The organism is Effusibacillus sp. SKA8 (genome assembly GCF_058273125.1).
Map to the genome: position 1 here is coordinate 1 of NZ_JBZCSF010000018.1, position 24685 is coordinate 24685.

Genomic DNA, 24685 nt, shown 5'->3' on the forward strand with positions numbered 1-24685 from the left:
ACAAGGCAGAACTCCCGGTTGCGGGGGTGCTCCCAAGAATCCCACGGCTTCAGCCGTGCGGAGTGTCAAAATGAAACAAAAAGGGAGTTGGGAAAATGGAAGTTCCGAAAACGAGTTCCACTCCGCCAACCCATTATGCAGAATATTTACAAACTCAGGAAGGGGAACGATGGGAGATCATCGATGGTGTGCCGTATAATATGACCCCTGCGCCTTCCACGGAACATCAGAGGATCGTCAGTAATTTACAGGGCGAATTTTACGCTTATTTAAAAGGTAAAAAGTGTAAATCGTTTGTTTCTCCTTTCGACGTACGAATGTTTACGGAAGGAAAAACGGACAGCGAAATCAAGACTGTTGTTCAGCCGGATATAACAATTGTTTGCGATCAGTCCAAACTAGACGACAAGGGGTATAATGGAACTCCTGATATGGTGGTGGAAGTCCTTTCTCCGGCTACTGCGAGGAAAGACCGTAACGAAAAACTCAAGCTTTACAGAAAAGCGGGAGTGAAAGAATACTGGATTGTGGATCCGTTCCACAAAACTGTGGAAGTGTACAAGTTTGAGAGAAATGTATTTGCCGAACCCGAAACGTATGGAGAACGTGAAAGAGTGAAAGTGGGTATTTTTGAGGATTTGGAAATCAATTTGGAAGATGTCTTCGCCGGGTAAACTTCTCATACATCCCCAACAAAAGCTGGTAGAGAGGGTTCGGTTCCCTTCGCCTGCTTTATGTTTTGCCATCGATCCGGATTTTGCGGGTGGTGGCTTTTCTCTTTTCCGTATCCGCTGAAGAGAGCTTGTTGTGAACGGGGCTTTAATTTTGTGAAGCACTGGTATGACTTGTGGTATAATGGAACAAGCTGATGCTTACCGGCAATTGCACTCAGAGAGGGGACCTTTCGCTTGAAGAAACAGATCTGGTACGCTGTAGGCGGAGCGTTGGCGGGAGCGGCCGTCGTCGGGTGTGTTTGGCTGTTGAACTCCGGCAATCCCACATTGGCGACAGTCGGTTCGGAACCCATCACAAAAAAGGATTTTCTTACCGACCTTGAAAAAAACTACGGTCGCATGACGCTCACCCAGATGATCGATCGAAAAGTGGTTTTGCAGGCGGCCAAAAAGAACAATTTTACTGTGACAGATCAGGAAGTTGAACGGGAGATCGAAAAATTTAAAAAGCGGTTTCCGTCGGAAGAGCAATTTGAACAATCGCTGGCACAGGAGGGTACCTCGCTTCAGGAATTGAAGGATAATCTGCGTCTGCAAATGCTATATGTAAAATTGGCGACAAAAGACGTGAAAATCACGGAAGACGAGATGCGGAAACATTTTGAAGAACATGTCAAAGATTACGAGCAAAAGGAACAGGTCAAGGCCCGCCATATCCTGGTCGACACGGAAGAAGAAGCAAAAGCGGTCCTGGAACGTTTAAAAAAGAGTGAGGATTTCGCGAAACTTGCGAAAGAAAAATCGAAAGACACTCTGTCTGCCGTCAACGGCGGCGACCTCGGGTTTTTCGAACCTGGCCGAATGGTTCCGGAGTTCGATAAGGTCGCTTTTTCATTGCCGGTCGGCGGTTTGTCCGATCCCGTGAAGACAACTTACGGATACCACATTATCCAGGTGCTTGAAAAGAAAGAGGCCCATAAACCTTCCTTCGAGGAAGTCCGTCCGCAAGTGGAATCCGACTTGAAAGCCGAAAAAGCGGTCCCGCCGGAACGACTGCTCCCGGAGTTGCGGCAGCAGGTGGAGGTCAAGATTTCGTCGGACAAATATAAAGATGTTCTGAATCATTTTGGACAACCCCTCTGGTAAACGAGGGGTTTTAATTTACTCTTTCGTCGAATTAAATCGTATTTATGGCGGATTATGATGTGAAAGTTGTTCATAATGTATTAGTGATATTTTAAAATTGATTTGACACGATAAAAAAGAGCTCTATAATGAATATGTAATCTGTTCACGGGGGTACGAAAAATGAAATTAACCTTGGGGCAAAAAATCCGCGAATTGCGTATTCGGAAAGGACTAACCCAAAGTGAGCTCAGTGAAGGTCTTGTTACTCCTAGTATGATTAGCCAAATCGAATCCGATAAGGCGAACCCTTCGCATCAACTGCTGTCCCAGATTGCGGAGAAGCTTGAGACTCCGATCGAATATTTCCTGACCGATGTCGAAACGCAACTCGAAAAGATGAGTGCATACAAGCTTGCATACGCTGTTATGCAAAAAGGCGATTATCAACAGGCGGCCCAACTGTTCAGCCAAATGGAAGAAGCGCCATCGACGCAAATCACGTTAACCGACATCAAGTTTAATCTGGCATATTGCTATAGGCAGTTGGGAGAGCTGGAAAAAGCGTCCGAACTCTTCGAATCCTGCCTCGATGAGGCGATTGCCGGCAAGAATACTTCAAAAATGATCGCGATCATGAACCAATTGGGAGCGGTTTCTTATGCGCAAAAGAATTATCCGATTGCGATTCACTATTTAAAAAAGGGGTATGATCTCGCCAAGAAAGAAGCGGTTTCCGATCCGCTGCTGGTCGGGGAAATCGCTTACCGACTGGGGCTGATTTACAGTCAAATGTCCGAATGGGAACAAGCCAAACCGTTTTTTGAAGAGGCTGCCTCGCTGTTGCAAAACGAGTGCCTGATTCGGCAAATTGCGGACATCCACCTGGAATTGGCGAAAACGCACCGAAACAACGGCAATTTTGACCAGGCTGCCCGACATGCCGAATCGGCATCCGCGTTGTATCAGGCGCTGCAGTTGCTGGAAACGGCAATCGACGCAAAAGCGCGGTTCGGAGTTGCATTGGGCGAAACCGGGGTAGCACGGCAAGGGATTGTCGAACTAGAGCGTTGCATGTCGCTTTATGAAAATTACGGATTTGAGGAGCGAACCGGTTCGGTGCATGCCGCCCTGGCCAACGTTTGGTTCCAATCCGGAGAATTCGACAAGGCGATTTGCCACTGTGAGAAAGCGCTTGCACTTCAGGTACGTGACGAATGGGAGAGGGCGGAGATTTATCGCATGTTGGCCACTATTCATCTGGAGAAAGAAAGATATGATCTCGCTCTCGAGTGGATCGCAAAGGCGGCGGAACTGGCGGAAAAAACCGGTTCGGCGCCCGACAAGGTCAAAGTGTATGCGGTCTACGGCGATATCTACAAGAAACAAGGCCTGTACCGGGAAGCGATGGAAAGTTTGGAGAAGATGAACGCTGCCATGGTCGAAAATTTGCGTGACCATAAAGTGCTGGTATAAGCGGCATTCTGCCGGTAAGCTATATTCCAAGGGAAGTCGGTTGTTCGTTCGAACGCCGCTTCTTTTTTTTGGCAGCCCATTCTTTCCGGATGCTGCGGGCGAGTTTTCGCAAAAGCCAGCCGCAAACAACGGAGCCGCTGCCAAGGCCTGCCAACACCAGCGAATTGCCGATCCGGAAGGTGAGTTTTTCCGAGGTTGCAAAGAACGCCAAGCAGAGAAAAAAGACGGCCAGAAAGCTACCGCAAAGCATCGAATGCCACTTCCAAGCCGGCTCAAAGACCAGGCCAAACACAACCAGCCACACGGGCACAAACAGAAAAAAGAAGATGGCCAGGTAAAACGAGTACCAGTTTAGGATTAACATCCATCCGATTGCCGCGTTGGTCACGATGACCAACGCAGTCAGCAGCGAAACCATTACGACTTCATGCAGCCATTTTTTTGCCGCTTTGTTCACTCTGATCCCTCCTGCGACACACCCTATACATAAGTATGGGGAATGGACGTAAATATTAATCAGTTTATTGATCTTTAATTTGTCCGAATTGTGTCCGCTTTTCTTTCGTCCTGTGACATGGTACAATGGTAAAGCATTCGAGTTCGAAAGGGATTGGGGAGGAAAGAGGATGCAGCTGGACAAACTTCGTGGCGACAAGACGTTACATCAACTCTTTGAAGCTGTTTTGCAACTGAGAACCATCGAGGAGTGCTACCAGTTTTTCGATGATCTGGCGACGGTCAACGAGATCCAATCCCTGGCACAGCGGTTAGAAGTTGCACGGATGTTGCGGAAAGGCCACACCTACAGCCAGATCGAAGCGGAGACGGGCGCCAGCACGGCCACCATCAGTCGCGTGAAGCGGTGCCTGAACTACGGAACGGATGGATACAACCTGATTTTGGACCGATTGAATAAATGAGCCGGTTGCAGTTGCCGTGGAGTGCCTGGCGTCATGTGGTGAAGCTCGATCCGGATCGGACGTTGGGCGATTCGGATTTGCGGGAATTGGCGCAAACCGGAACCGATGCGGTACTGGTCGGAGGCACGCAGGGGATTACGTTTGAAAAAACGGCTGCCTTAATTCGCCGGCTGCGGGTGTTTGCGCCGGGGCTGGCGGTATGGCAGGAGGTGTCCGAACAAACGGCGGTGGTGCCTGACGCGGATGGTTACGCCATTCCGGTCGTGCTGAACGCAGGCGCCACCGAATGGTTGATTGGCCGCCATAAAGCGGCTGTCGAACTGTTTGGCGATTTGATTCCGTGGCAGCGGATGGTCGCGGAAGGATACGTGATCCTGAATCCGGACGCGGCGGCGGCAAAGTTGACCCGGGCGGCGGTGCCGCGGAGCGCGAAAGAAGCGGCCGCTTACGCTTTGGCCGCAGAGCGGATATTGGGGATGAAACTGATCTATCTCGAATACAGCGGACGTTACGGAGATCCGGAATGGGTCCGCCAAGTGCGCGGAATGACGACTGCCCATCTCGTTTACGGCGGGGGGATCGACACGGCGGAGCGGGCGGCGGAGATGGCTGCCGTTGCCGACACGATTGTGGTGGGAAACGCTTTGTACGAAAAAGGGATGGAAGCGGTTCGGGAAACGGTAAGAGGGGTACGTGCGGCCAAAGGTCGGTAAATAAAACGACCCACAACGACTTTCAATGTTCGTCATGGGTCGTTACCCAAAAAATATTCCATGAATATGTGAAAAATTATACTTTGTTGCCGAATTTTCGTCAACACTTCTACCCGCTTCTACACAATTTTGTCGATTTTGGTGTTGATGTTTGTCAATGGTGTTTTTACCGGGAGATGAGCTTGAACACATCCTGGAAAGTCACAACCACCATCAAGCCGAGCAGGAACAGGATGCCGATCAGGTTGATGGAGGCTTCTTTTTCAAGCGGAATCCGTTTTCCGCCGCGGAGCCCTTCAAGGATTAAAAACATCAGTCGGCCGCCGTCCAGGCCGGGAATCGGAACCAAGTTGAGCACCGCCAGATTGATCGACAAAAGCGCCATAATGTGCAGATAACTGGGGAGACCCGCTTGCGACGCCTCTCCGGTGATCTGGATGATCCCCACGGGGCCCGCCATATCCTTAAAGGCAAACTGGCCGGTCACAAATTTGCTCAACCCTTCCACCGTCAAATAGGTTAGCTCGCCGGCATGCCGGATCGCCGCCTGGGTGTTCTGCCAGAACCCGCCGAACTGTTCATAGACGCGGGTACCGCCGATGTTGACCCCGATCATCGGGGGATTGTTACCCTGGCGGACCGGCGTCATCCGCAGGTCGATTGTCTTGGAGTCGCGAAGCACTTGGATCGTGACAACCCGTCCCTCGTTAGCCTGGATTTCACTTGTGAAGTCGTTTTGCGTCACGATTTTCTTGCCGTTAACGGCAAGGAGCCGGTCGTTTGGCTGTATTCCCGCTTTCTGGGCCGGGGAATCCGGTATGACGTTCGCGACATAGATGTCTTTAAAATTGTTGGTGGGAAGCCCGTATAAGTTGATCATCAGGGTGAGAATCGCGATGGCTCCCAGGAAGTTCATGATGACCCCCGCGACGATCACCAGCATGCGGGCCGCCAGCGGTCGGTTATTGAAATTATCGGGAGCGTTGATCGCTTCCGGATTGTCTTCGCCAAGCATTTTGACATATCCGCCAATCGGTATCCAGTTGAGGCGATACACGGTGTTGTTGCGCCTGAATTTGAAAATCGGACGTCCAAACCCGACGGCAAATTCTTCCACTCTGACGCCTGTCGCCCGAGCTGCCCAAAAGTGCCCCAGTTCGTGAATGAAGATCAGGATTCCGAGAGCGAGCAGTGCCATTGCAATGTTCATGAACGATCAATCACTCCTTATCCGCATCGAGTCTTAGGGTTGACTCCGTTGCTTCAATCTATGCAGAAAACGGGATGGACATTCTCCACCCATTGTGTGTATGGTAAATAGTATACCATGTTTTGGGACTTCGCAACGAAGTGAGTTTGTTTCAAGTTTTTGTATAAACTGTGGGTAATGGCTGCATTGGAAGGAGGAGGCGGAATATTTGTCCAAACTGACGTTGCTGCTTGATGTTTCGGATGAAGAGCGCAAGTTTGACGAACTGTTGGCGGAAACCGGCTCCCGGCTTGCCGCGGGAGAACAAGTCCGGCTGCAGGTGCCTTTGCGGTCTCCGAAATTGCGGGTTCCTTTTCTGAAACTGGCCCGCGAACATCGCGTCAAATCGGAAATCGTGCTGGAGTGCAAAGAGATTCACCGCCTTCTGCAGATCCCGACCTATGCGGAAGACGTCGACCGGATCGAGATTCGGCAACAGGTGCGGATCGATGCGGAAGCGGCGGCTTTTTTCCAAAACAATGAAGCAGAATTGGTAAACCGGCCGGCCTCCCTGTTTCGTCGGCTGGAACGCGAAGGGCTGCTGCTGCGTTTCATTCCGGAATATGAGGGCTCGATCGGGCTTGACCAGCACAATCCGCATCACACCTACAACGTATTTGATCATATCCTGCAGGCGACTTCGTTTGTGGCGGGTACCAACCTGAAGATGGTGTGGACGCTTCTGCTGCACGACATAGGGAAAGGGTATCCCGGAATCAAACAATTTTTCGGGGTGTTTGTCAAACCGTATGCATTCTATTCAAAAAAAGAGCGGGTGGTGATTGAGAACGGAGCCCGCATCCGCGACGGACTGGATTCGGGCGAAACCTATCGCGTCAACGGGATCGACGTTCCGCAGGAGTATATCAAAACCGACCTGGTGGGACATTTTTACGATCATGAAAATGTCGGAGCGCAGTTGGCGCTGAGAATCCTGCCGCGGCTCGGGTATTCGCTTGAATTCGCACACGAGGTGGCGACTCTGGTGCAGTTTCACATGACGATGCCGCGGGATATGGACACGATATCCGCGTCCGCGCTGCGAAAGTGGTACGCCAAGGTCGGCAAATACGCGGCGGAGCTGATGATGGTCCGGCTGGCGGACGATCGGGGAAAATTGTAGGGGTCTTGCAGAAAAGACCCGTTTTTGTTGAAAAATATGCTACAATAGAAAGGAATCGAACATATGTTTGATGAGATTCAAAATATCGGGCGGTGGCAATATGATTTCAATCGGCGATTCGGATACGATTCTTGAGGGGCTGAACCCGCAGCAGCGGGAGGCGGTGTTGCACAGAGACGGCCCGCTGTTGATCCTGGCGGGAGCCGGATCCGGCAAAACCAGCACGTTGACGCGGCGGATCGCTTATTTGATTCATGAGCATCGGGTGGCGCCGTGGTCGATTTTGGCGATTACGTTTACCAATAAAGCCGCCCGCGAAATGCGGGAACGCGTGGAAAATCTGGTCGGCACCATCGCGGCAGACATGTGGGTGTCGACGTTCCACTCGATGTGCGTGCGGATTTTGCGGCGCGAAATCGGGAAAATCGGCTATTCGACTTCCTTCACGATTCTCGACACGGCCGATCAGTTGACTGCGGTCAAACAGTGTTTGGCCGATTTGAACCTGGATTCCAAGAAGTTTGAGCCGCGCTCCGTTTTGCATCAGATTTCCGGGGCGAAAAATCAGCTGCAAGGACCCCTTGCCTTCGCGAGACAGGCACGGGATTATTTTCAGCAGACGGCGGCCCAGGTGTACGAACGCTACCAAAAGCTGCTCTTTGCGAACAACTCGCTGGATTTTGACGATTTGATCATGAAGACGGTCGAACTGTTTGCGGCCGATCCCCTGACACTGGAACGCTACCAGGATAAATTCCGGTACCTCCATGTCGATGAATACCAGGACACCAACCATGCGCAATATAAGTTGATTCAGCTGCTTGCGGCGAAACACCGCAACCTGTGCGTGGTCGGCGATTCCGATCAGTCGATTTACGGCTGGCGCGGCGCCGACATCTGGAACATCCTCAACTTTGAAAAGGATTATCCGGACGCCAAGGTGATCAAGCTGGAACAAAATTACCGTTCGACGAAGAAGATTCTTGGCGCGGCCAACGCGGTCATCGAGAACAACACGCAGCGCAAAGCGAAAAACCTCTGGTCGGACAAGCCGGAAGGCGAGAGGATCGTGTTGTACCGTGCGATGAACGAGCATGATGAGGCTTATTTTGTCGTCGAACAGATCCAAAACGCTTTAGAGGAAGGGTTTTCTTACCGGGATTGCGCCGTGTTGTACCGGACGAACGCCCAGTCGCGGGTGCTGGAAGACGTGATGGTCAAATCTTCGGTCCCCTATACGATTGTCGGCGGCATCCGGTTTTACGAGCGGAAAGAGATCAAAGACGTTCTCGCCTATCTCCGGCTGATCGCGAACATGAACGACGACATTTCGCTGACACGGATCATCAACGTCCCAAAGCGCGGGATCGGCGACGGGACGCTCGACAAGATTCGGGCCTATGCCAATGCCCACGGAATATCGATGTTTGCGGCGATGGCGGAAGTGGAGCAAATCGGGCTGTCGCCAAGGTTTACCAAAACGATCAAGGATTTCGTCCTGATGATCCGGAATCTGGCTGTGCAGCAACAGTATTTGTCGGTGACGGAACTGACGGAAGAGATGTTGAAGGTCACGGGATACAGGGCGGAATTGAAAGCGGAAAAAACAATTGAGGCGGAGACGCGGCTTGAAAACCTGGACGAATTTTTGTCCGTCACGCAGGAGTTTGAAAAGCGCTACCCGGGCGAAGGGTTGCTCGCTTTCCTGTCGGAAGTGGCGCTGGTGGCGGATGTGGACGCGCTTTCGGAACAGTCGGATGCGGTGACCCTGATGACGCTTCATTCGGCAAAGGGACTTGAATTTCCAATCGTTTTTTTGGCGGGGATGGAGGAGGGGATTTTTCCCCATATGCGGGCGTTGGACGATCCGAATGAAATGGAAGAGGAGCGGCGTCTGTGCTACGTGGGCATCACGCGCGCGGAAGAGAAACTCTTTCTTACGGCGTGTCTGAGCCGGACGTTGTTTGGCCAGACGCGCAGCAATATGGAATCGCGGTTTTTGCATGAAATTCCGCCCGAACTGGTGGAAGAGACGGGGACTGCGGCAAGAACCGCAGGCGGGTTTGGCGTCGCAGGCCGCGGTATGGGGACAAGCGGTACGGGAATCCGCGGTGCCGATATGAATGGCGCCGGCGGTGTCGGGACGGGAAACGCCGTGCCCCGGACTCCCGTGCGTCCTGGCGGGATCGGGAATCAGATCCCGAAAGGATTTGGCGCGGATTTGTCGATCTCTTGGGAGATGGGCGACAAAGTGCGGCACAAAGCTTGGGGGGAAGGCACGATTATCGAGCGTTCGGGCGAAGGGGAAGAGCTTGAATTGACCGTCCGGTTCGCTCCTCCGACCGGCGTGCGGAAGCTGCTTGCCAAATTCGCGCCGATCACAAAGGCATAATTAACAGACAGCGGGTCAAAAGTACGTTGAGGTGACATCATGACGCGAGAACAAGCGGTTGCAAGAATTGAAGAACTGCGTTCCATCATCCGGCAGCACGATTACAACTACTACGTGCTCGATCAGCCGACGATCAGCGATTATGAATATGACCGGCTGATGCGGGAATTGATCGCGTTGGAAACGGAACACCCGGATTTGATCACCCCCGATTCTCCGACGCAGCGGGTCGGCGGGCAAGTGCTGGAGGGGTTTGCAAAGGTCGCGCACCAAAGTCCGATGTTGTCTCTTGCCAACGCCTTTGGGGCCGGTGAATTGCGGGATTTCGACCGCCGCGTCAAATCTTTGGTTCCGGGCGAAACGTTCAATTACGTTGCGGAATTGAAGATTGACGGACTGGCTGTGTCCCTGGTTTATGAAAACGGGGTATTTGTGCGCGGCGCCACCCGGGGTGACGGTGAGATGGGGGAAGACATCACCGCCAACCTGAAAACGATCAAGACGTTGCCGCTTGTGCTTTCAAAACCTCTTACGATCGAAGTGAGAGGCGAGGCGTATCTGCCGAAGCGGGAGTTTGAACGGATCAATCAGGAACGAAAACAGGCGGGAGAGACGCTGTTTGCGAATCCGCGGAACGCGGCGGCCGGTTCGCTGCGACAGTTGGACCCGCGGATTGTGGCGAAACGGAACCTCTCGATTTTTCCGTATGCGATCGGAGCGATGGAAGAAGAGATTGTCGACACGCACGCGGCAGCGTTGGATCTGCTGGAGGAACTCGGCTTTATGGTCAATCCGGAACGGCAGGTGCTGCCGGATATCGAAGCGGTGATCGAGTTTGTCGAATCGTGGACGGGCGAGCGGCGAGCCGCGCTTCCGTACGAGATAGACGGGATTGTCGTCAAGGTCAACCAAACCCGTTTGTATCCCCGTCTCGGGACGACTGCGAAAAGTCCGCGCTGGGCAATCGCATACAAGTTTGCCGCCGAACAGCGGGAGACAATTCTTCGCGACATCATTGTCAACGTGGGGCGGACGGGTGCCGTCACGCCAACCGCCGTACTTGATCCGGTCAGGCTTGCCGGTACGACGGTGTCCCGGGCTACGCTGCACAACGAGGACATCATTCGTGAACTGGGGGTTATGATCGGGGATACGGTGGTCGTGCAAAAAGCGGGCGATATTATCCCCGAGATCGTGCGCGTCGTCACGGAAAAGAGGACGGGTGCGGAACGGCCGTTTTTTATGCCGACGCATTGTCCCGAGTGCCAAGCTGAATTGGTGCGTCTGCAGGGGGAAGTGGCGCTTCGCTGCCTCAATCCGCAGTGCCCGGCCCATAACCGGGAAGGGATCATCCACTTCGTATCCCGCGACGCCATGAACATTGATGGATTGGGCGAGCAGATCGTCACGCAACTGTTTGACAACCAGCTGGTGCGCGATCCGGCCGACCTGTACTATTTGACGATGGACGATCTTCTGCCGCTGGAAAGAATGGGGAAAAAATCGGCCCAGAACCTGCTCAGGTCCATCGAAAAATCGAAAGAGAACTCGCTGGAACGGCTGATCTTCGGTTTGGGCATCCGTTTTGTGGGGGAAAAAGCGGCCAAGCTGCTGGCCGACCGTTTCGACACCCTTGATAACCTGATGCGGGCTTCCGCGGAGGAACTGCTGGCAATTCCGGAAATCGGGCCGAAAATCGCGGAATCCGTCCGGCAGTATTTTGCCCAGGACACCGCGCAGCGGGTCATCGAAAAATTGCGGCGGGCGGGCGTGAACTTTACGTACCAAAGGCCGGCCGTACTGGAGTCGGAGGATTCCCCGTTTCGCGGGAAGACCTTCGTGTTGACGGGAACGCTCGCGACGATGGACCGCAAGGAAGCCAGCCGGTTGATCGAACAGCGCGGCGGAAAAGTGACCGGCTCCGTATCGAAGCACACCGATTATGTGGTTGCCGGCGAAAAAGCCGGTTCGAAACTCGAGAAAGCGAGAGAGCTTGGCATTGCGGTTTTGGATGAGGAAACGCTGCTGGCATGGCTTAAAGAGAAGTAAAAAACAGGTCCTGCTCGGACAGGTCATAGAGCAGCAAATCGGGGTTCGCGGCAGCAAGTTCCTCGTAACAATTGCCTCCGGTGGCGACCGCAATCACTTTGGCGCCGATTTGGCGGGCGGCTTCAATGTCTTTGACGGTATCGCCAACCACGACGACCTGCTGTGGGGCGAAGTCGATTCCGTAATAGGCGCGTGCCCGTTCAACCCCGACTTGCAAGACTTTGTAGCGTTCGACCGGCGATTCGCAAAAGCCGCCAACCGGAAAAAACGGATTGAGACGAAACGCGTCCAATTTGATCCGGGCCCCGGTCTCCAGATTTCCGGTACCGATTGCGTTAAACATGGAGGCGCTTTGATCGATCCTCTGCAAAATCTCCTTCACGCCCGGCAGCAGCTCGGCGCTGCCGGTATGGATTTCCTGTTCCAACGCCCGGTAATAAGCAGCCAGAAAATCGGGCAGCCGGGCGCGGTCGATTTGAAACTTGCGAAAAACCGGTTCAATGAAATGCAGATCGAGTCCGCCTGCCATTTGCATGTCCCCGAATGCGTCCGGGATGCGAAACATCTCGAAAAAGGCTTTGTCCATCGCCCGCTTGCCGGCGCCTTTGGCGCGAATCAACGTCCCGTCGATGTCCCAAAGAAATAGCGTATTCAAAGGAAAGACCTCCTTTTCTCCGCGTGCTGTCTTGATTACAACGTCGATCCAATTCACGCGTCTATCTCGGCGAAAAGGTTTCTTGGCCGGTTTTTTGACTGTCCATTTTATCATAAGTCAAAGAGCGCCGCCAATGCGACAAAAACGTTTCCACCGGACCGGTCTGCGGCGCTTCCAGCAGACAGGCGGGGTTTCCCTCCGCCGCAATCTGTCCGTCGATCAAAACGGCCGCCCGCCGCGTCAGGCGCTGAATGTCACGAAAATCGTGGCTCACCAGTACGGCGGTGGTGCCAGTCGTTTGCAAAATCCCGGCCAGATCTTCTAGAAGGGCTTCCTTGGTCGGGGCGTCCAAGGCGGAAAAGGGCTCGTCGAGAAACAACACATCCGGTTCCAGGACGAACGCCCGGGCCAGGCTGGCCCGCTGCGCTTCCCCGCCGGACAGGGACCTTGCAGGCTGTTTTGCGAGATGGCCGATTCCGAAGCGCTCGAGCCATTTTTCCACCCGGGGGTTTGCTTCGTGTTTGGGAATTCTGCGGATTTTCAATCCGGCGGCCACGTTGTCGAACACGGTGCCGGCAAGCAATCGCGGTTCCTGGAACACGATCGTGATCCGCCGCCGGATCTGCAGGGGAACGCCGCCTGTCAGGGGCTGGCCCCGGAATGTCAGCTCACCGGACGAGGGACGCTCGAGACCTGCGAGGATCTTTAACAGGCTGCTTTTTCCGGAACCGTTCGGACCGACCAGCCCGACCGATTCGCCCGGTTCCAGATGAAAATTGACGCCCCGCAGGATGGTTTTGCCGCCTTGCCGCCAATAAATGTCGCGTGCGGTCAGCATATGTCACACTCCCAAACGTTTCTGCTGCAAAAGGGTTAACCACAATGTCACGAGGTAGGCGAGCAGGGTGAGAATCACGCTTAATGCGATGGCGACGTCAAAATTGCCTTTCGACACTTCCATCACGATGGCTGTCGTAAGCACCCGGGTAGATCCTTTCACGTTGCCGCCGACCATCATGGACGCCCCGACTTCCGACACGACAGCGCCAAAACCGGCAATCACGGCAGCCAGCAGCGAGTAACGGGCTTCCTTTACGAGGAACCACAGGTATTGGAACCGGTTGGCTCCCAGTGCGCGGATTTGCAGCCGGAGTTTCGGATCGATCTGTTGGATGGCGGCGCTTGTCAAACCGATCACCACCGGGGATGCGATGACCGCCTGGGCAATTATAATGGCGGTTGGCGTGTAAAGCAGGTTGAAGGAGCCGAGAGGTCCGGAGCGCCAAAGAAAAATCGTCACCCACAGTCCGACCACGACGGGCGGCAATCCCATACCGGTGTTGACCAGGCTGATCAGGAAACGGCGGCCGGGAAACCGGGTTAACGCCAACAGGGTTCCCAAGGGAACCCCGACGACGAGACTGATGAAGGTTGCGGTTCCCGAGACCTGAAGCGTCAGGAAAGTGATGCGAACCACTTCGGGATCGCCCGTTATCAGCATACGGAAGGCTTTTCCGATTCCTTCCCAGATCAATTCCATGCGGTCACATCCTTATTTGCCGATCTCCTCTTCTTTCTTGCCGGCATCCGGAAAGAACAGCAATTGCCCGAATTTGTCCTTGCCGAACTCGCCGATCATTTTCTGCGTATCGGGGCTGACCATGAAGTCCGCGAACGCTTTTGCGCCGTCTTTGTTGACTTTCGGGAATTTATCCGGATTGACCTGCATGACGTGGTAAATGTTCAGCAGAGATTTTTCGCCTTCCAGCAGAATGTCGAGTTTCAGGTTCTTCTTCAACGACAGATAGGTGGCGCGGTCGGTCAGCGTGTATCCGCCTTTGTCGGACGCGATGTTCAGCGTCTGGCCCATGCCGGAACCGCTTTCCTGGTACCAGGTGCCTTTGGGATCGACATTTGCCTTTTTCCACAGGGAGATTTCCATCTTGTGCGTACCGGAATCATCGCCACGGGACACAAAGACCGCCTTGCTGTCCGCAATCGCTTTCAGAGCTTCCGCGGCGGTTTTTTTGCCTTTGATCTTGGCCGGATCTTCGGGCGGGCCGACGAGGATGAAGTCGTTGTGCATGACCAGTTGGTAGTTGACAACCGTTTTTTCGTCAACCAGCTTCTTTTCGGATGAAGGCGCGTGGGTCAGCAAAACGTCAGCTTCGCCCTTTTCTCCCATTGCCAGCGCCTGGCCGGTGCCGACGGCAATCGGTTTGATCTTGTAGCCCGTTTTCTTCTCAAATTCGGGAATCAGCACATCCAGCAATCCGCTGTCCTGCGTGCTGGTGGTTGTCGCAAGGATGACATCCGGGTTAGCAGGCTTTGCGGGCGGTTGCGCCCCGGGATTGGCCGCCGGCGGCGTTGCGGTTTGGCAGCCGGCAAGCGCCAAAAGTGCGGCGGATGCGGCTAGCAGGCGCCGGATTCGGGAAAAACTTTTTTTCTTCATCATGTATCTCCTCCCAATATGCAAGTGCCCGTCAGGGTCGTGTCATAACCGGGCTGACTTTGCACCGCGTTGCGAAAAGCTTGCGACTGCAAAAGAGCCTCGATCTGCCGCCATTCCGGGGAGCGGGCAGTGTCTTCCCGGCAAACGAGGTCATAGCGTTCCCGGAATAAAGGAACAAAATCGAGACCCAACCGGACAGCGGCGGACTGCACGCCGATTCCCGCATCCGCCAAGCCGTTTGCGACACGGCAAGCGATGCCGAAATGGGTGGTCTCTTCCGTTTCGTAACCCTGGATGGAAGCCGGAGAAATCCCGGAGGTGCGTAAAAAGGAATCGAGCCGCAGCCGGGTCCCAGCACCTTTTTGCCGGTTGACGAAGCGAAGGCCCGGTTTGGCAATGTCTTCCCAGGATTGAAGCCGCAGGGGATTGCCGGGGGGGACGATCCAGCCCTGCACGCGCTGCACCAAATTGACGACTGTTACCGGCTCGCCCGGCAGGACGTATTCGATAAAGGGCAGGTTGTATTCCTCCGTTTTGACATCCCAAAGGTGTATGCCGGCGATATGGGCTTTCCGCCTGTAAAGCGCGATCAGACCTTCCATGCTGCCCGTATACAAGGCGGATAGCGACAGTGGGTGTGGAGAATGCTTCAAAAACTCGATCAGGAGTTCAATGACCGGCTCGTGGCTGCCGGCAAAACGAAATCCCGTGTCGTCCGTTACTGCCGTTTCCTTTGCGGGATCGCCGTCCGTTTCACCGGTTCGGGTTCCGCCGTCCAAGCGAAGGTCCAGCGCTTCAGGGTCGATGCGAAGCTGGCGCCCGATTCGCCGGGCCGGCAATTCTCCCCTTTTGATCAGTTCGTAGACTGTATATTTTGAAATCTTCAGGATCTGAGCCGCTTCTTCAGGCGTCAAAGGCGGTCTGCCGCTCATGGCTGCCTCCTTGTCCAGGTTAAGTTATAACTAGTTTATGTGAGTTTGAATTGTTGGTCAATTGGTTTTTGTTTGGTTTAGTTGTATTTGATTAGTTCTATATACATGGGTTGTCTTGATATGACCAAATTGCGTGACATGTTGTATAATGAAAGGAAAAAAGAGGGAATGGTGCCATCCGTATGAGGAAAATCACTCTGTCGGATTTAAATGAAAGAATTGAAAAAGCCCGGGGCATCGAAACACTGATTCGCGCACAGCGGGAACAGCGCCCGGCAGGCAATAAACCCCGGTCGGAAGGGGAAAAGCTGCTCCTTATGCAAATCGCCAGCCAAAAATGGAAGCGTAATATGCGAAAAGTCGGGGAGAGGAAGTGGAAGTATGTCGGCAAATAAAGAAAAATGGCTGGCACAACTGCGTGAATACCGTAAAATCGACGATCCGTTAAAAAGGAGTCTCGCCATTTTGTCCGTGTTGACAGAGGCCATGGAATCGGTGGGAATCAAGCCGGTTCTTGTGGGAGGCAAGGCGGTCGAATTTTATACATGCGGGAGTTATTTTACATATGACACCGATCTGGTGATAAACGGCAGGGAACAAGCAGGGCAAATACTTGGCGCACTTGGTTTCGAAAACCGATTCGGCGAACGGCATTGGTATAACAAAGAATTGGATTTTGTGATCGAAATCCCCGACAGCGTTTTGGCGGGAAGCATGGAAAAGGTAAACGAGGCGGAAGTGAACGGTAAAAAAGTTTATGTTATCGGCTACGAAGACCTCTTGGTGGATCGCTTGCGGGCGTGCCACTTTTGGAAATCGTCCCGCGATTGCGAACAGGCGGAGAGTTTGTTCACTATACACTTTCATGAAATCGATCTTGATTATTTGCGGGAACAAGTGAAAAAAGACCGGCTTGACCATGTCCTTGACGACCTTATCCAAAAAGCGGAATCTAACCGTAAGCAGCTCGGGTTGGATTGAAAAAGTTTTCTGTCCCGGTTTAAAACACAAACATCCCCTGTGTGAATTTGTCCAACAAATACCACTGGCCCGCGATGCTGAAGAGAATCGCCGGGATCAGCCAGCGTTTGCGGCGGAGCAGCAGCGCCCAGATCACAAACAACGGGAAGATGACAATCACAAAGCGCGGGATGCTGTAAAAATAGGAATTCGTTTCGCTTGGCGAGAAAAGCGGGACAGTGATTGCAGCCAGCAGATACACCATGTAGCTGCCGCGCAGGCGAAAGCGTTTTCGCCATAGCGACAATGCCGCCAGCGCCAGTTCCCAGTACGCAGCGACCGCCTCATAGGTATGGTTGTATTTTGGCCAGCCCCGGCGGGGTTTCAAAAGCACGTCCCAGGTTCCGTACCACACAGTGGCCCATGGCCAACGAAAGGAACGGTTCCAATATTTCTGCGCGTGCACAAACCCCAGCCCGTCCCCGATTTTGTAATGCAAATGCGCCATATATGCGAAGATACCCGCGGGTATCAGCGCCACTGGCAAAATATCCCTCCGTATGCGCCGCCATTCAAAATCTCTCAAAGCCAAATACTCGTACAGAAAAGGCAACACCAACAAAACCCCGGTGTTTCTCGTCAGGGAAGCAAAAAACCCAAAAATTCCCGCTGCCTCCCATTTCCCCTGCCGGACAAAATAAAAACAGCCCGCCGTCCAGAACAGAAACAAAGATTCTGTGTAAACGGCGGAAAAATAAAACGATGTTGGAAACAATACAAGCAGGATTAAGGTTCTCACGACAACATCCCGGCTGTAGTCGATCGAAAGCAGGCGCACAAGGAAATAAAGCCCCAGCAGGAAAGCGGCGTTGGCGATCAGCAGCCCGCCGATCCGGTATGACATTCCGAACGCGTCATGCAGCAAACGCATCAACAGCGGATACAAAGGGAAAAATGCGGCCGGTTGCTGCCCGCCGTATCCCTCCGAAGCGATTCGGATATACCAAAGGGAATCCCAGCGCACAAAGTTGTGCAGCAAAGCGTATTCGAGATACTCCCCGAATGAGGGCGGGGATACGCGTCTGTCGACAAAAAACAGACTTCCTCCGACCACGATGCATTTGTGAACGAAGAAAAGCGCAAGTGTATAAAGCCAGGCTTGTCGTCGGAACATATGCTCACCTCATTAACAGTCATACTAAACGATCGGGAAATCACTGTCAAAAATCACCAAACGGTTGGTTGAGGAGGCACCCATGATCAGTGTCATCATTCCAACATACAACGAGCAAGGAAATATACTCGCCCTGACGGAACGGATTCGCGGCGCGTTGAACGGGGAGAGCTACGAAGTGATTTTTGTCGATGACAGTACGGACGATACACCGGCAGTATTGCAAACGGTTACGGAAAAATACACCGAATTCCGCTATATTCGCCGTGACCATGAAAAGGGGCTCGCGACGGCGGTGATCCGGGGGTTTGAAACGGCGCGGGGCGAGATATTGGCTGTGATGGATGCGGATCTGCAGCATCCGCCCGAATTGCTGCCGGAGATGTTAAAGCAAATCCAGCGGGGAGCGGATCTGGTCATTCCCAGCCGGTTCCTCACCGGCGGCGGGGATCGAGGACTTCGGCCGCACCGCAAGCTGATTGCCAGAGGCGCCAGACTCATCGGACAAGCCGCCCTCCGCCGGGTGCGCAAAGTGTCGGATCCGATGAGCGGTTTTTTCATGCTGCGCAGGCATGTGCTGCAGGAAATCGATTGGAATCCGATCGGATGGAAGATTTTATTGGAAATCCTCGTGAAAGGACATTATAAACATGTGGTCGAGGTCCCTTACGAGTTTCAAAAACGGCATGGTGACGAATCGAAAATGAATCTTCAAGAACAGTTGAATTATTTGCGGCATGTGTGCCGTCTTGTCGCGAGCAGTCCGGAGGACCGCAGGTTGTTCATCTTTTTGCTGGTCGGAATGTCGGGTGTGCTGGTCAATTTGTTCGCGTTTGAGATCTTTTACGCGGTGGCGCGGTTTACCGCCTTATTCTCGGGGTTTCTTTCCGCATTGGCCGCGATGACATCCAATTTCGTGCTTCACGATACGTTCACCTGGCCCGGTGAAAAACAGGGCCTGCTGCTGGCGCGGTATTTCAAATATGTCGTGATCTCGACGGTCGGGATCGGGATCAATTTATTGACGCTGTATGCGTTGCACACAAGGTTCGGGGTGCATGCATTATTGGCGGACGCAATTGGGATACTGGTTGCTACCGGGTGGAATTTCGGCATGAACAGCATCTGGACATGGCGTCAAAACGCAAAAATCGCGGCTCATTCAATGAATGACTACGGGAGGCCGTAACGCATGTCTGACTTGAACGTAATCGTAATGGCGGGGGGCAAAGGCGAACGGTTTTGGCCGCTCAGCCGCTCCCAGTGGCCGAAGCAATTTTTGACGATCGCCGGGCATCGCTCAATGCTGCAAATGACGGTCGACCGCTTGCAGAAGCTGGTCCCGCTCGAACGGATTTACATCGTGAGCCATCGTAACTACCGGCACCTTGTCAAACTGCAGTTGCCGGAACTGCCGGAAGGCAATCTTTTGCTGGAACCGGTCGGGCGCGACACGGCCGCTTGCATCGGGCTGGCGTCCTATACAATCGCACTGCAAAATCCGGCCAGCGAATTGTTGGTTGTCCCGGCGGATCATTACATTGAGGACGAGGATTCGTTTGCCAGAAGCATCCGCAAGGGAAGAGAGGTGTTGCAGAGAACCCGTGGAATCGTCACTTTGGGGATCAGGCCCGCGTATCCGGAGACCGGCTACGGCTATATGCGGGTGTCAACGCGGGAGGAAGACCGGATTTTCTCCGGATACAAGGTGGAAAGGTTTCTCGAGAAGCCGAACCGCGAAACGGCCGAATATTTCATACAACAGCCGAACTATTTTTGGAACAGCGGGATGTTTCTGTGGCACGCCGATACGATCGAGCAAATGATCCGGCTGTTTTTGCCCGATCTGCACAAAGGGCTGGAAACGATTCGCCGTTCCTTGGGAACGCCGGACGAACACGCCGTCATGGAGCAGGTCTATCCGAGGCTTCCCGCCATCTCCATCGATTACGGCGTCATGGAAAAAGCGGACAATATCCATATGGTTCCGTGCGAGTTCGGATGGAACGATGTCGGCAGCTGGGGAGCGCTTGCAAAGATTTCCGAGCGGGACATGTACGACAATGTCATCCAAGGCAATGTCGTAAGGCTGGACACGCATGACTGCATTATCCACAGTGCCGGTGGCAAGCTGATCGCCACTCTCGGGATTCAGGACATTATCATTGTCGATACGGAAGACATCACCCTTGTATGCTCCAAGTACCGGTCGCAGCATATCAAAGAGTTGATCAAGGAATTGAAAAGGCAGAAAATGGAATCGTACCTTTAAGAAAGCCAGCAGCCGTGCCTGGGGATGGCGACTACTGGCAAGCGGAACAATATCCGTGGATTTCAAACCGGTGACCGACCACCTTAAAATCTTCAGGCACTTGCGCCATCAGATCCATCGGGCATTCATGCAGGGGCCGGGTACGGCCGCACCCCAGGCAGACCAGATGGTGATGATGCCGGGTCGAACAGCGGATTCGAAAACGGGATCCTCCTTCTCCGAATTCGGACTCCTCGATGATTTTCTCTTCTTTCAGCAGGTTCAGGTTGCGATACACCGTATCCACCGAGACTTGCGGATAGATGCTTTTCAGCTTTTCGATAAGCTCTTTGGCTGTGATATAGCGATTTTCTTCCAGCAAGATATCGACGATGGCACGCCGCTTGCCGGTAAGTTTGAATCCTTGCCGCTTGAGCTGCTGGAGGAACCCTTCGGTATTCATCGCCCACTCCCCTTTTTGTTCCCACTCATTGTAGGAAACAAGGGAAAGGGTGTCAAGTTGGGGAACCGGCAAGATGAAAGCGACAAATGGTTTTCACTTTCCCCGGATGAACTCGCGAACGTTTTGCCGGTACCGGGGGCGAACGCGAACAAATTTGTATCTGGCGGAGTACCTGCCCAGGAAAAAGACGACGGGCAGGGAAATCGCAGCGAGAAGCCAGCCCAGATTCATTGTCTCACCTCCATTATGCGGCCGGAAAATCGGATGCTACAGGATATGACGCGCATTTTTGAAATATGACCGCTTCATTCGGTCACGGTTGTCTGATATAATGAGGAAGATTAACAGACCCGGGGTGGGAGGCCAAGCTCATGCAGCATGTGTTCACCTTTGCTCTTGCCTTTTTCATCGTCTACGCGCTGGTTCCTGTCATGCGGAAGCTCGCCTTGCGCACGGGGTTTGTAGACATGCCGAACCAGAGGAAAATCCACAGTGACCCAATTCCCCTGCTTGGCGGAGCGGCCATGTTTGTCGGGTTTTTCGTCACCACTCTGCTCAGGGGCGACATCAGCCGCGAATATATCGGGTTGGCACTGGGGGCTCTGGTGATTTTTTTGATCGGGTTGATCGATGATTACGCGAAAACAAGGGGCAAGGATTTCCCCGCTCTGCCGAAGTTTCTGGGACAGATCCTGGCGGCGTCGATCCTTGTCTATTTCGATATCCGAATTGAAACGATCACGATTCCGTTTGGGGATATAGGGTATTACGTGTTTCCTTTTTGGCTGTCGGTAATCGCCACCCTGTTGTGGGTTGTCGGTATCACTAACATGTTTAATTTCCTTGACGGAGTTGACGGATTGGCAGGAGGGATCGCCGCGATTTCGGCAACGAGCTTGCTGTTCATTTCGCTTTTGAAGGATCAGCCGGCAAGCGCCCTGTTTGCCGTGACCATGATTGCCGTCACGTTGGCGTTTCTTCGGCACAATTTTCATCCGGCCCGCATTTTTATGGGCGATTCGGGTTCAAACTTTCTCGGATTTACGCTGGCTGCCATTGCCGTGGAAGGCGCGTTCAAGGCGTACACCCTCGTGTCGGTGGTGGTTCCGGTTCTGGCGCTGGGGGTTCCGATTTTTGATTTCTTCTATGTCACGATCCGCCGCATCAAGGAGAAACGGCCGATCTACAAACCGGATAAGGAACACACGCACCATCAACTGATGCGGTCGGGACTCAGCCAGATTCAAACGGTTGCCTTCCTGTATCTTCTCGGGATCTGCTTCTCGCTGGCGTCCATCATTTTGGTGCTGGTCAACAAATAAGGGGATTGAAACATGCAGACAACATTCGGGAAAAAAACGGTCAATCTGTTCATTGTCATCCTGTCTCTCGCGGTGATCGGCGGGCTGGCGTACTGGTTTTGGTGGGGGAGCACCCGGCTGCCGGTTGTGGAGAGGGCTCCCAATTGGACGCTGCAAAATGTCAACGGGCAGCGGGAATCTCTGCAATCTTTGGGGCGGAAGGTGAAGCTTGTCGAATTCATCTTTTTGAACTGTCCCGACATTTGCCCCACGACCACGGTGAACATGGTCTCCCTGCAGGAGGAACTGAAGAAAAAGAAATTGTTCGGCAAGGATGTTCAATTGGTGGCCATCTCGTTCGATCCGGAACGGGACACTCCGGAAGTGATGAAAAAATACGCCGAGGGCATGAAAGTCGACTGGTCGGGTTGGTCTTTCTACACGGGAAGCGAGGAAGAAATCCAAAAGGTGTTGAAAGACTACAAAATCTTCGCGGAAAAGCAACCGGACGGTTCCTACATCCATCCCGTGCGCTCGTTGTTTTTGATTGACAGGAACAACAATATCCGCAAGATCTACTCGATGGGGCCTAAGATGAACAATGAGGAAATTTTGCAGGACATCGTGCGGCTTGCCAAAGAGTGACGGCTGCCCAAAAAGTCACGAATATAAACATCCCGTCCCACTTTTGATAGTGAAACGGGATGTTCTTTTTAGTTCGGCATCGGGGTCGGGGTGGGCTTTTGTCCCGTGTTGGCGTATTCTTGATCGATGAAAGCGCGGATTTCCTTGACGGACTTGCCTTCCGCCTGCAGTTTCACCGATTCTGCGGCGATATCCATGCACACTCCGCATTTGGTTCCGTGGGAATCCCAGACGACTCCGTCGGGTTTGACCGATTTTACGAAACAATCCGCGTTGCTCTGATGCCCGACCGACTCGCCGCAGCCGCAGTAACAAGGGATGTAGCGCAAAAGTTTGTCGTTCTTGGCCGCCAGCGTATAGACCAATTGGGTATGCTCCGGTTTGTTCTTCACAAAAAAGGGCAATTCATCCGCTGAGGCGGTCATTTGCCGGATATCCCCTTTGCTCTCGTCGAGGAACCCCCCGTTGGCTGTTTCTTTCGGCGAAGCCGTTTGCGAGCATCCGGCCAGCGCCAAAGCGAGGGATATAAACAGAAGAAGTTTTTTCATCGGGGAAAAACTCCTTTCTTAACCTGATCGCGATACAAAGCTACGCTTCATTATCGCATATTTTTAGCGGAAATGCATGAGTTCCAGGTTGACAATTATTTGAACCTCGCATACTATAATATTAAAATGAATGTTTGAATGAGGTGCTGTGATGAGTACCGATTATCGGGACGATACATGCGAAATTTTTTGCTATGACGAGGAAAAGGTCAATCGGCTCCGCAAGGAGGCGGAAGTTCCGCAAGGCATCTCGGCGATTTTTAAGGCGCTGGCTGATGATACCCGGTTTCGGATCGCTTACGCGCTGTCCAAGGAAAATGAATTATGCGTGTGCGATGTCGCAAACATAATCGGCACAACGGTCGCCAATGCTTCGCATCACTTGCGTCTGTTGCGCAACATGGGTCTGACGCGCCACCGGAAAGAGGGCAAGCTGGTGTTTTATTCGCTGGCGGACGATCATGTCAGCACGATTTTGGAGATGGCGTTTCAGCATTATCAAGAGACAAAGGCTTGAGGAGGACTCGGCGTGACAGGCAGATATAACCGTGAACACGGGCATGATCATCCCGACCATCATCATGATCACGACCACAATCACCGGCATCACCATCACCACGGTTTCGGGCATCATCACGCGGGCGGCAGCAAGCGGTCGCTGACGATCGCTTTGCTGATGACCGGCGGTATTTTGATTGCGGAATTGCTTGGCGGGCTAGTGACCAACAGTCTGGCGTTGTTGTCGGATGCGGCCCATATGTTCAGCGATGTGGCGGCGCTCGGGCTGAGCCTGCTGGCGATCTGGTTTGCGGCAAAACCGGCGACGCTGCAGCGGACGTACGGATTTTACCGGGCGGAAGTGATTGCTGCATTGGGCAACGCTGTTACACTGGTGGTTGTATCGCTGTACATCTTCTGGGAAGCCTATCAACGGTTTCAAAATCCGCCGGAAGTGCAAAGCGGGCTGATGCTGGCGGTGGCGATCGTCGGTTTGGCCGCCAATTTGGCAAGCGCATGGGTCTTGTCGCGCGGGGGCGGCCATCATCACAATCTGAATGTCCGCGGCGCCTTTCTGCATGTGCTGGGGGACGCGCTGGGATCGGCTGGGGCGATTGCGGCCGCGCTGATCATGATGTATACGGGCTGGTATTACGCGGACCCGGTTATCAGCGTTGTGATCGGAGTGTTGGTGCTGCTCGGTTCCTACCGTTTGCTGCGGGATACGGTACATGTTTTGCTGGAAGGGACACCCGCGCATATCGATCTCGGAAAGTTGCGGAAAGCGATGCATGCGGTCGGCGGCGTGCAGCAGGTGCACGACCTCCACGTCTGGTCCGTTTCTTCCGGATTTGTCTGCATGAGCGGCCATGTGGTGATTGAGAACGAACAGGACGGTCAGCGGATTCTTCGCCAGTTGGAAATCGTGTTGCAGGAAAAATTCGGTCTCAGCCACACGACGATTCAGATTGAAACCGAAAATTTGCATCCGGATACGGAAGACTGCACGCATTGCTGATTCCTGTGGATTCCAGGTACAACAGAGCATGCGGAAACGGCTGCAACGATTCACGTCGTGTTGTTGT

General features: G+C 53.3%; 27 protein-coding genes. 16 read left to right on the top strand and 11 right to left on the bottom strand.

Going from position 1 to position 24685, the window contains the following annotated elements; all coding sequences use genetic code 11:
- Nucleotides 1-95 precede the first annotated feature (95 nt).
- The 3 genes from AC4ED1_RS13245 (at nucleotide 96) to AC4ED1_RS13255 (ending at nucleotide 3275) form a co-directional block, all read left to right on the top strand.
- Complete coding sequence (locus AC4ED1_RS13245) at nucleotides 96-674, top strand: Uma2 family endonuclease (protein WP_490939369.1); 579 nt, start codon at nucleotides 96-98, stop codon at nucleotides 672-674.
- A 234-nt stretch (nucleotides 675-908) separates the two neighbouring features.
- Nucleotides 909-1820 (top strand): peptidylprolyl isomerase, encoded by a 912-nt coding sequence (locus tag AC4ED1_RS13250; protein ID WP_490939371.1) that lies wholly within the window; start codon nucleotides 909-911, stop codon nucleotides 1818-1820.
- A gap of 162 nt (nucleotides 1821-1982) precedes the next feature.
- Nucleotides 1983-3275, top strand: coding sequence for a tetratricopeptide repeat protein (locus tag AC4ED1_RS13255; protein ID WP_490939373.1), 1293 nt, complete (start codon nucleotides 1983-1985; stop codon nucleotides 3273-3275).
- Nucleotides 3276-3294: 19 nt separating this feature from the next.
- Here the strand turns inward: AC4ED1_RS13255 and AC4ED1_RS13260 are convergent, their stop codons facing one another.
- Entirely contained in the window at nucleotides 3295-3732 is a 438-nt protein-coding gene (locus AC4ED1_RS13260) for a hypothetical protein (RefSeq protein ID WP_490939375.1), read from the bottom strand.
- A 169-nt stretch (nucleotides 3733-3901) separates the two neighbouring features.
- On the opposite strand from AC4ED1_RS13260, the gene AC4ED1_RS13265 reads away from it, so the two are divergent.
- A complete protein-coding gene (locus AC4ED1_RS13265; RefSeq protein ID WP_490939377.1) occupies nucleotides 3902-4195 on the top strand; it encodes a YerC/YecD family TrpR-related protein in 294 nt (97 codons plus the stop codon).
- Nucleotides 4192-4908 (top strand): geranylgeranylglyceryl/heptaprenylglyceryl phosphate synthase, encoded by a 717-nt coding sequence (locus AC4ED1_RS13270; protein WP_490939379.1) that lies wholly within the window; start codon nucleotides 4192-4194, stop codon nucleotides 4906-4908. The genes AC4ED1_RS13265 and AC4ED1_RS13270 overlap by 4 nt, the downstream gene beginning before the upstream one ends.
- A gap of 166 nt (nucleotides 4909-5074) precedes the next feature.
- Here the strand turns inward: AC4ED1_RS13270 and rseP are convergent, their stop codons facing one another.
- Nucleotides 5075-6118, bottom strand: coding sequence for an RIP metalloprotease RseP (gene rseP / locus AC4ED1_RS13275; protein ID WP_490939381.1), 1044 nt, complete (start codon nucleotides 6116-6118; stop codon nucleotides 5075-5077).
- Nucleotides 6119-6326: 208 nt separating this feature from the next.
- Between rseP and AC4ED1_RS13280 the strand changes: the two genes are divergently transcribed.
- The 3 genes from AC4ED1_RS13280 to ligA all read left to right on the top strand — a co-directional run bounded on the left by AC4ED1_RS13280 (nucleotide 6327) and on the right by ligA (nucleotide 11721).
- On the top strand, nucleotides 6327-7280 hold the full coding sequence (locus AC4ED1_RS13280) for a hypothetical protein (RefSeq protein WP_490939383.1): 954 nt from the start codon (nucleotides 6327-6329) through the stop codon (nucleotides 7278-7280).
- Nucleotides 7281-7380: 100 nt separating this feature from the next.
- Nucleotides 7381-9672: a DNA helicase PcrA gene (gene pcrA / locus AC4ED1_RS13285; protein WP_490939385.1), complete on the top strand. Its 2292-nt coding sequence runs from the start codon at nucleotides 7381-7383 to the stop codon at nucleotides 9670-9672.
- A 39-nt stretch (nucleotides 9673-9711) separates the two neighbouring features.
- Entirely contained in the window at nucleotides 9712-11721 is a 2010-nt protein-coding gene (ligA, locus tag AC4ED1_RS13290) for an NAD-dependent DNA ligase LigA (protein WP_490939387.1), read from the top strand.
- Here ligA and AC4ED1_RS13295 read toward each other — a convergent pair.
- The 5 genes from AC4ED1_RS13295 to AC4ED1_RS13315 form a co-directional block, all read right to left on the bottom strand.
- Complete coding sequence (locus tag AC4ED1_RS13295) at nucleotides 11708-12376, bottom strand: HAD hydrolase-like protein (RefSeq protein ID WP_490939389.1); 669 nt, start codon at nucleotides 12374-12376, stop codon at nucleotides 11708-11710. The genes ligA and AC4ED1_RS13295 overlap by 14 nt on opposite strands.
- A gap of 61 nt (nucleotides 12377-12437) precedes the next feature.
- On the bottom strand, nucleotides 12438-13214 hold the full coding sequence (locus AC4ED1_RS13300; RefSeq protein WP_490939391.1) for an ABC transporter ATP-binding protein: 777 nt from the start codon (nucleotides 13212-13214) through the stop codon (nucleotides 12438-12440).
- 3 nt (nucleotides 13215-13217) lie between these two features.
- Nucleotides 13218-13916 (bottom strand): ABC transporter permease, encoded by a 699-nt coding sequence (locus tag AC4ED1_RS13305; RefSeq protein ID WP_490939393.1) that lies wholly within the window; start codon nucleotides 13914-13916, stop codon nucleotides 13218-13220.
- Nucleotides 13917-13928: 12 nt separating this feature from the next.
- A complete protein-coding gene (locus AC4ED1_RS13310; RefSeq protein WP_490939395.1) occupies nucleotides 13929-14831 on the bottom strand; it encodes an ABC transporter substrate-binding protein in 903 nt (300 codons plus the stop codon).
- Nucleotides 14828-15760 carry a substrate-binding domain-containing protein gene (locus AC4ED1_RS13315; protein WP_490939397.1) on the bottom strand — a complete coding sequence of 311 codons (933 nt, stop codon included), beginning with the start codon at nucleotides 15758-15760 and terminating at the stop codon, nucleotides 14828-14830. Before AC4ED1_RS13315 ends, AC4ED1_RS13310 begins: the two co-directional genes overlap by 4 nt.
- Nucleotides 15761-15942: 182 nt before the next feature.
- Between AC4ED1_RS13315 and AC4ED1_RS13320 the strand changes: the two genes are divergently transcribed.
- On the top strand, nucleotides 15943-16155 hold the full coding sequence (locus AC4ED1_RS13320; RefSeq protein ID WP_490939399.1) for a hypothetical protein: 213 nt from the start codon (nucleotides 15943-15945) through the stop codon (nucleotides 16153-16155).
- A complete protein-coding gene (locus tag AC4ED1_RS13325; protein ID WP_490939401.1) occupies nucleotides 16142-16741 on the top strand; it encodes a hypothetical protein in 600 nt (199 codons plus the stop codon). The genes AC4ED1_RS13320 and AC4ED1_RS13325 overlap by 14 nt, the downstream gene beginning before the upstream one ends.
- Nucleotides 16742-16760: 19 nt before the next feature.
- On the opposite strand, the gene AC4ED1_RS13330 is transcribed toward AC4ED1_RS13325, so the two are convergent.
- Nucleotides 16761-17894 carry a mannosyltransferase family protein gene (locus AC4ED1_RS13330; RefSeq protein ID WP_490939403.1) on the bottom strand — a complete coding sequence of 378 codons (1134 nt, stop codon included), beginning with the start codon at nucleotides 17892-17894 and terminating at the stop codon, nucleotides 16761-16763.
- Nucleotides 17895-17976: 82 nt separating this feature from the next.
- On the opposite strand from AC4ED1_RS13330, the gene AC4ED1_RS13335 reads away from it, so the two are divergent.
- Entirely contained in the window at nucleotides 17977-19083 is a 1107-nt protein-coding gene (locus AC4ED1_RS13335) for a glycosyltransferase (RefSeq protein ID WP_490939405.1), read from the top strand.
- Nucleotides 19084-19086: 3 nt separating this feature from the next.
- Nucleotides 19087-20166 carry a mannose-1-phosphate guanylyltransferase gene (locus AC4ED1_RS13340; protein ID WP_490939407.1) on the top strand — a complete coding sequence of 360 codons (1080 nt, stop codon included), beginning with the start codon at nucleotides 19087-19089 and terminating at the stop codon, nucleotides 20164-20166.
- Between the two features lie 31 nt (nucleotides 20167-20197).
- Here the strand turns inward: AC4ED1_RS13340 and AC4ED1_RS13345 are convergent, their stop codons facing one another.
- Nucleotides 20198-20608 (bottom strand): Fur family transcriptional regulator, encoded by a 411-nt coding sequence (locus AC4ED1_RS13345; protein WP_490939409.1) that lies wholly within the window; start codon nucleotides 20606-20608, stop codon nucleotides 20198-20200.
- A 93-nt stretch (nucleotides 20609-20701) separates the two neighbouring features.
- Entirely contained in the window at nucleotides 20702-20839 is a 138-nt protein-coding gene (locus tag AC4ED1_RS13350; protein WP_490939411.1) for a hypothetical protein, read from the bottom strand.
- A 140-nt stretch (nucleotides 20840-20979) separates the two neighbouring features.
- Here AC4ED1_RS13350 and AC4ED1_RS13355 point away from each other — a divergent pair, with 140 nt between their 5' ends.
- Complete coding sequence (locus AC4ED1_RS13355) at nucleotides 20980-21930, top strand: MraY family glycosyltransferase (protein WP_490939413.1); 951 nt, start codon at nucleotides 20980-20982, stop codon at nucleotides 21928-21930.
- 12 nt (nucleotides 21931-21942) lie between these two features.
- On the top strand, nucleotides 21943-22554 hold the full coding sequence (locus AC4ED1_RS13360; RefSeq protein ID WP_490939415.1) for an SCO family protein: 612 nt from the start codon (nucleotides 21943-21945) through the stop codon (nucleotides 22552-22554).
- A gap of 68 nt (nucleotides 22555-22622) precedes the next feature.
- Here the strand turns inward: AC4ED1_RS13360 and AC4ED1_RS13365 are convergent, their stop codons facing one another.
- Nucleotides 22623-23102, bottom strand: a complete 480-nt coding sequence (locus tag AC4ED1_RS13365) for a PCYCGC motif-containing (lipo)protein (protein ID WP_490939417.1) — start codon at nucleotides 23100-23102, stop codon at nucleotides 22623-22625.
- A gap of 151 nt (nucleotides 23103-23253) precedes the next feature.
- Between AC4ED1_RS13365 and AC4ED1_RS13370 the strand changes: the two genes are divergently transcribed.
- Together AC4ED1_RS13370 and AC4ED1_RS13375 are read left to right on the top strand one after the other, a co-directional pair.
- Nucleotides 23254-23619, top strand: a complete 366-nt coding sequence (locus AC4ED1_RS13370; protein ID WP_490939419.1) for an ArsR/SmtB family transcription factor — start codon at nucleotides 23254-23256, stop codon at nucleotides 23617-23619.
- A 12-nt stretch (nucleotides 23620-23631) separates the two neighbouring features.
- Entirely contained in the window at nucleotides 23632-24618 is a 987-nt protein-coding gene (locus AC4ED1_RS13375; protein WP_490939421.1) for a cation diffusion facilitator family transporter, read from the top strand.
- Nucleotides 24619-24685 lie beyond the last annotated feature (67 nt).

Excerpts from the sequence above, each read along its gene's own strand:
- AC4ED1_RS13330 (WP_490939403.1), bottom strand. The coding sequence starts at position 17,894 with ATGTTCCGACGACAAGCCTGGCTTTATACACTTGCGCTTTTCTTCGTT.
- AC4ED1_RS13365 (WP_490939417.1), bottom strand. The coding sequence starts at position 23,102 with ATGAAAAAACTTCTTCTGTTTATATCCCTCGCTTTGGCGCTGGCCGGA.
- AC4ED1_RS13305 (WP_490939393.1), bottom strand. The coding sequence starts at position 13,916 with ATGGAATTGATCTGGGAAGGAATCGGAAAAGCCTTCCGTATGCTGATA.
- AC4ED1_RS13315 (WP_490939397.1), bottom strand. The coding sequence starts at position 15,760 with ATGAGCGGCAGACCGCCTTTGACGCCTGAAGAAGCGGCTCAGATCCTG.
- AC4ED1_RS13345 (WP_490939409.1), bottom strand. The coding sequence starts at position 20,608 with ATGAATACCGAAGGGTTCCTCCAGCAGCTCAAGCGGCAAGGATTCAAA.
- AC4ED1_RS13360 (WP_490939415.1), top strand. The coding sequence starts at position 21,943 with ATGCAGACAACATTCGGGAAAAAAACGGTCAATCTGTTCATTGTCATC.
- AC4ED1_RS13300 (WP_490939391.1), bottom strand. The coding sequence starts at position 13,214 with ATGCTGACCGCACGCGACATTTATTGGCGGCAAGGCGGCAAAACCATC.
- AC4ED1_RS13265 (WP_490939377.1), top strand. The coding sequence starts at position 3,902 with ATGCAGCTGGACAAACTTCGTGGCGACAAGACGTTACATCAACTCTTT.
- AC4ED1_RS13255 (WP_490939373.1), top strand. The coding sequence starts at position 1,983 with ATGAAATTAACCTTGGGGCAAAAAATCCGCGAATTGCGTATTCGGAAA.
- AC4ED1_RS13245 (WP_490939369.1), top strand. The coding sequence starts at position 96 with ATGGAAGTTCCGAAAACGAGTTCCACTCCGCCAACCCATTATGCAGAA.
- pcrA (WP_490939385.1), top strand. The coding sequence starts at position 7,381 with ATGATTTCAATCGGCGATTCGGATACGATTCTTGAGGGGCTGAACCCG.
- AC4ED1_RS13350 (WP_490939411.1), bottom strand. The coding sequence starts at position 20,839 with ATGAATCTGGGCTGGCTTCTCGCTGCGATTTCCCTGCCCGTCGTCTTT.
- AC4ED1_RS13340 (WP_490939407.1), top strand. The coding sequence starts at position 19,087 with ATGTCTGACTTGAACGTAATCGTAATGGCGGGGGGCAAAGGCGAACGG.
- AC4ED1_RS13320 (WP_490939399.1), top strand. The coding sequence starts at position 15,943 with ATGAGGAAAATCACTCTGTCGGATTTAAATGAAAGAATTGAAAAAGCC.
- ligA (WP_490939387.1), top strand. The coding sequence starts at position 9,712 with ATGACGCGAGAACAAGCGGTTGCAAGAATTGAAGAACTGCGTTCCATC.
- AC4ED1_RS13310 (WP_490939395.1), bottom strand. The coding sequence starts at position 14,831 with ATGATGAAGAAAAAAAGTTTTTCCCGAATCCGGCGCCTGCTAGCCGCA.
- AC4ED1_RS13370 (WP_490939419.1), top strand. The coding sequence starts at position 23,254 with ATGAGTACCGATTATCGGGACGATACATGCGAAATTTTTTGCTATGAC.
- AC4ED1_RS13325 (WP_490939401.1), top strand. The coding sequence starts at position 16,142 with ATGTCGGCAAATAAAGAAAAATGGCTGGCACAACTGCGTGAATACCGT.
- AC4ED1_RS13270 (WP_490939379.1), top strand. The coding sequence starts at position 4,192 with ATGAGCCGGTTGCAGTTGCCGTGGAGTGCCTGGCGTCATGTGGTGAAG.
- rseP (WP_490939381.1), bottom strand. The coding sequence starts at position 6,118 with ATGAACATTGCAATGGCACTGCTCGCTCTCGGAATCCTGATCTTCATT.
- AC4ED1_RS13335 (WP_490939405.1), top strand. The coding sequence starts at position 17,977 with ATGATCAGTGTCATCATTCCAACATACAACGAGCAAGGAAATATACTC.
- AC4ED1_RS13355 (WP_490939413.1), top strand. The coding sequence starts at position 20,980 with ATGCAGCATGTGTTCACCTTTGCTCTTGCCTTTTTCATCGTCTACGCG.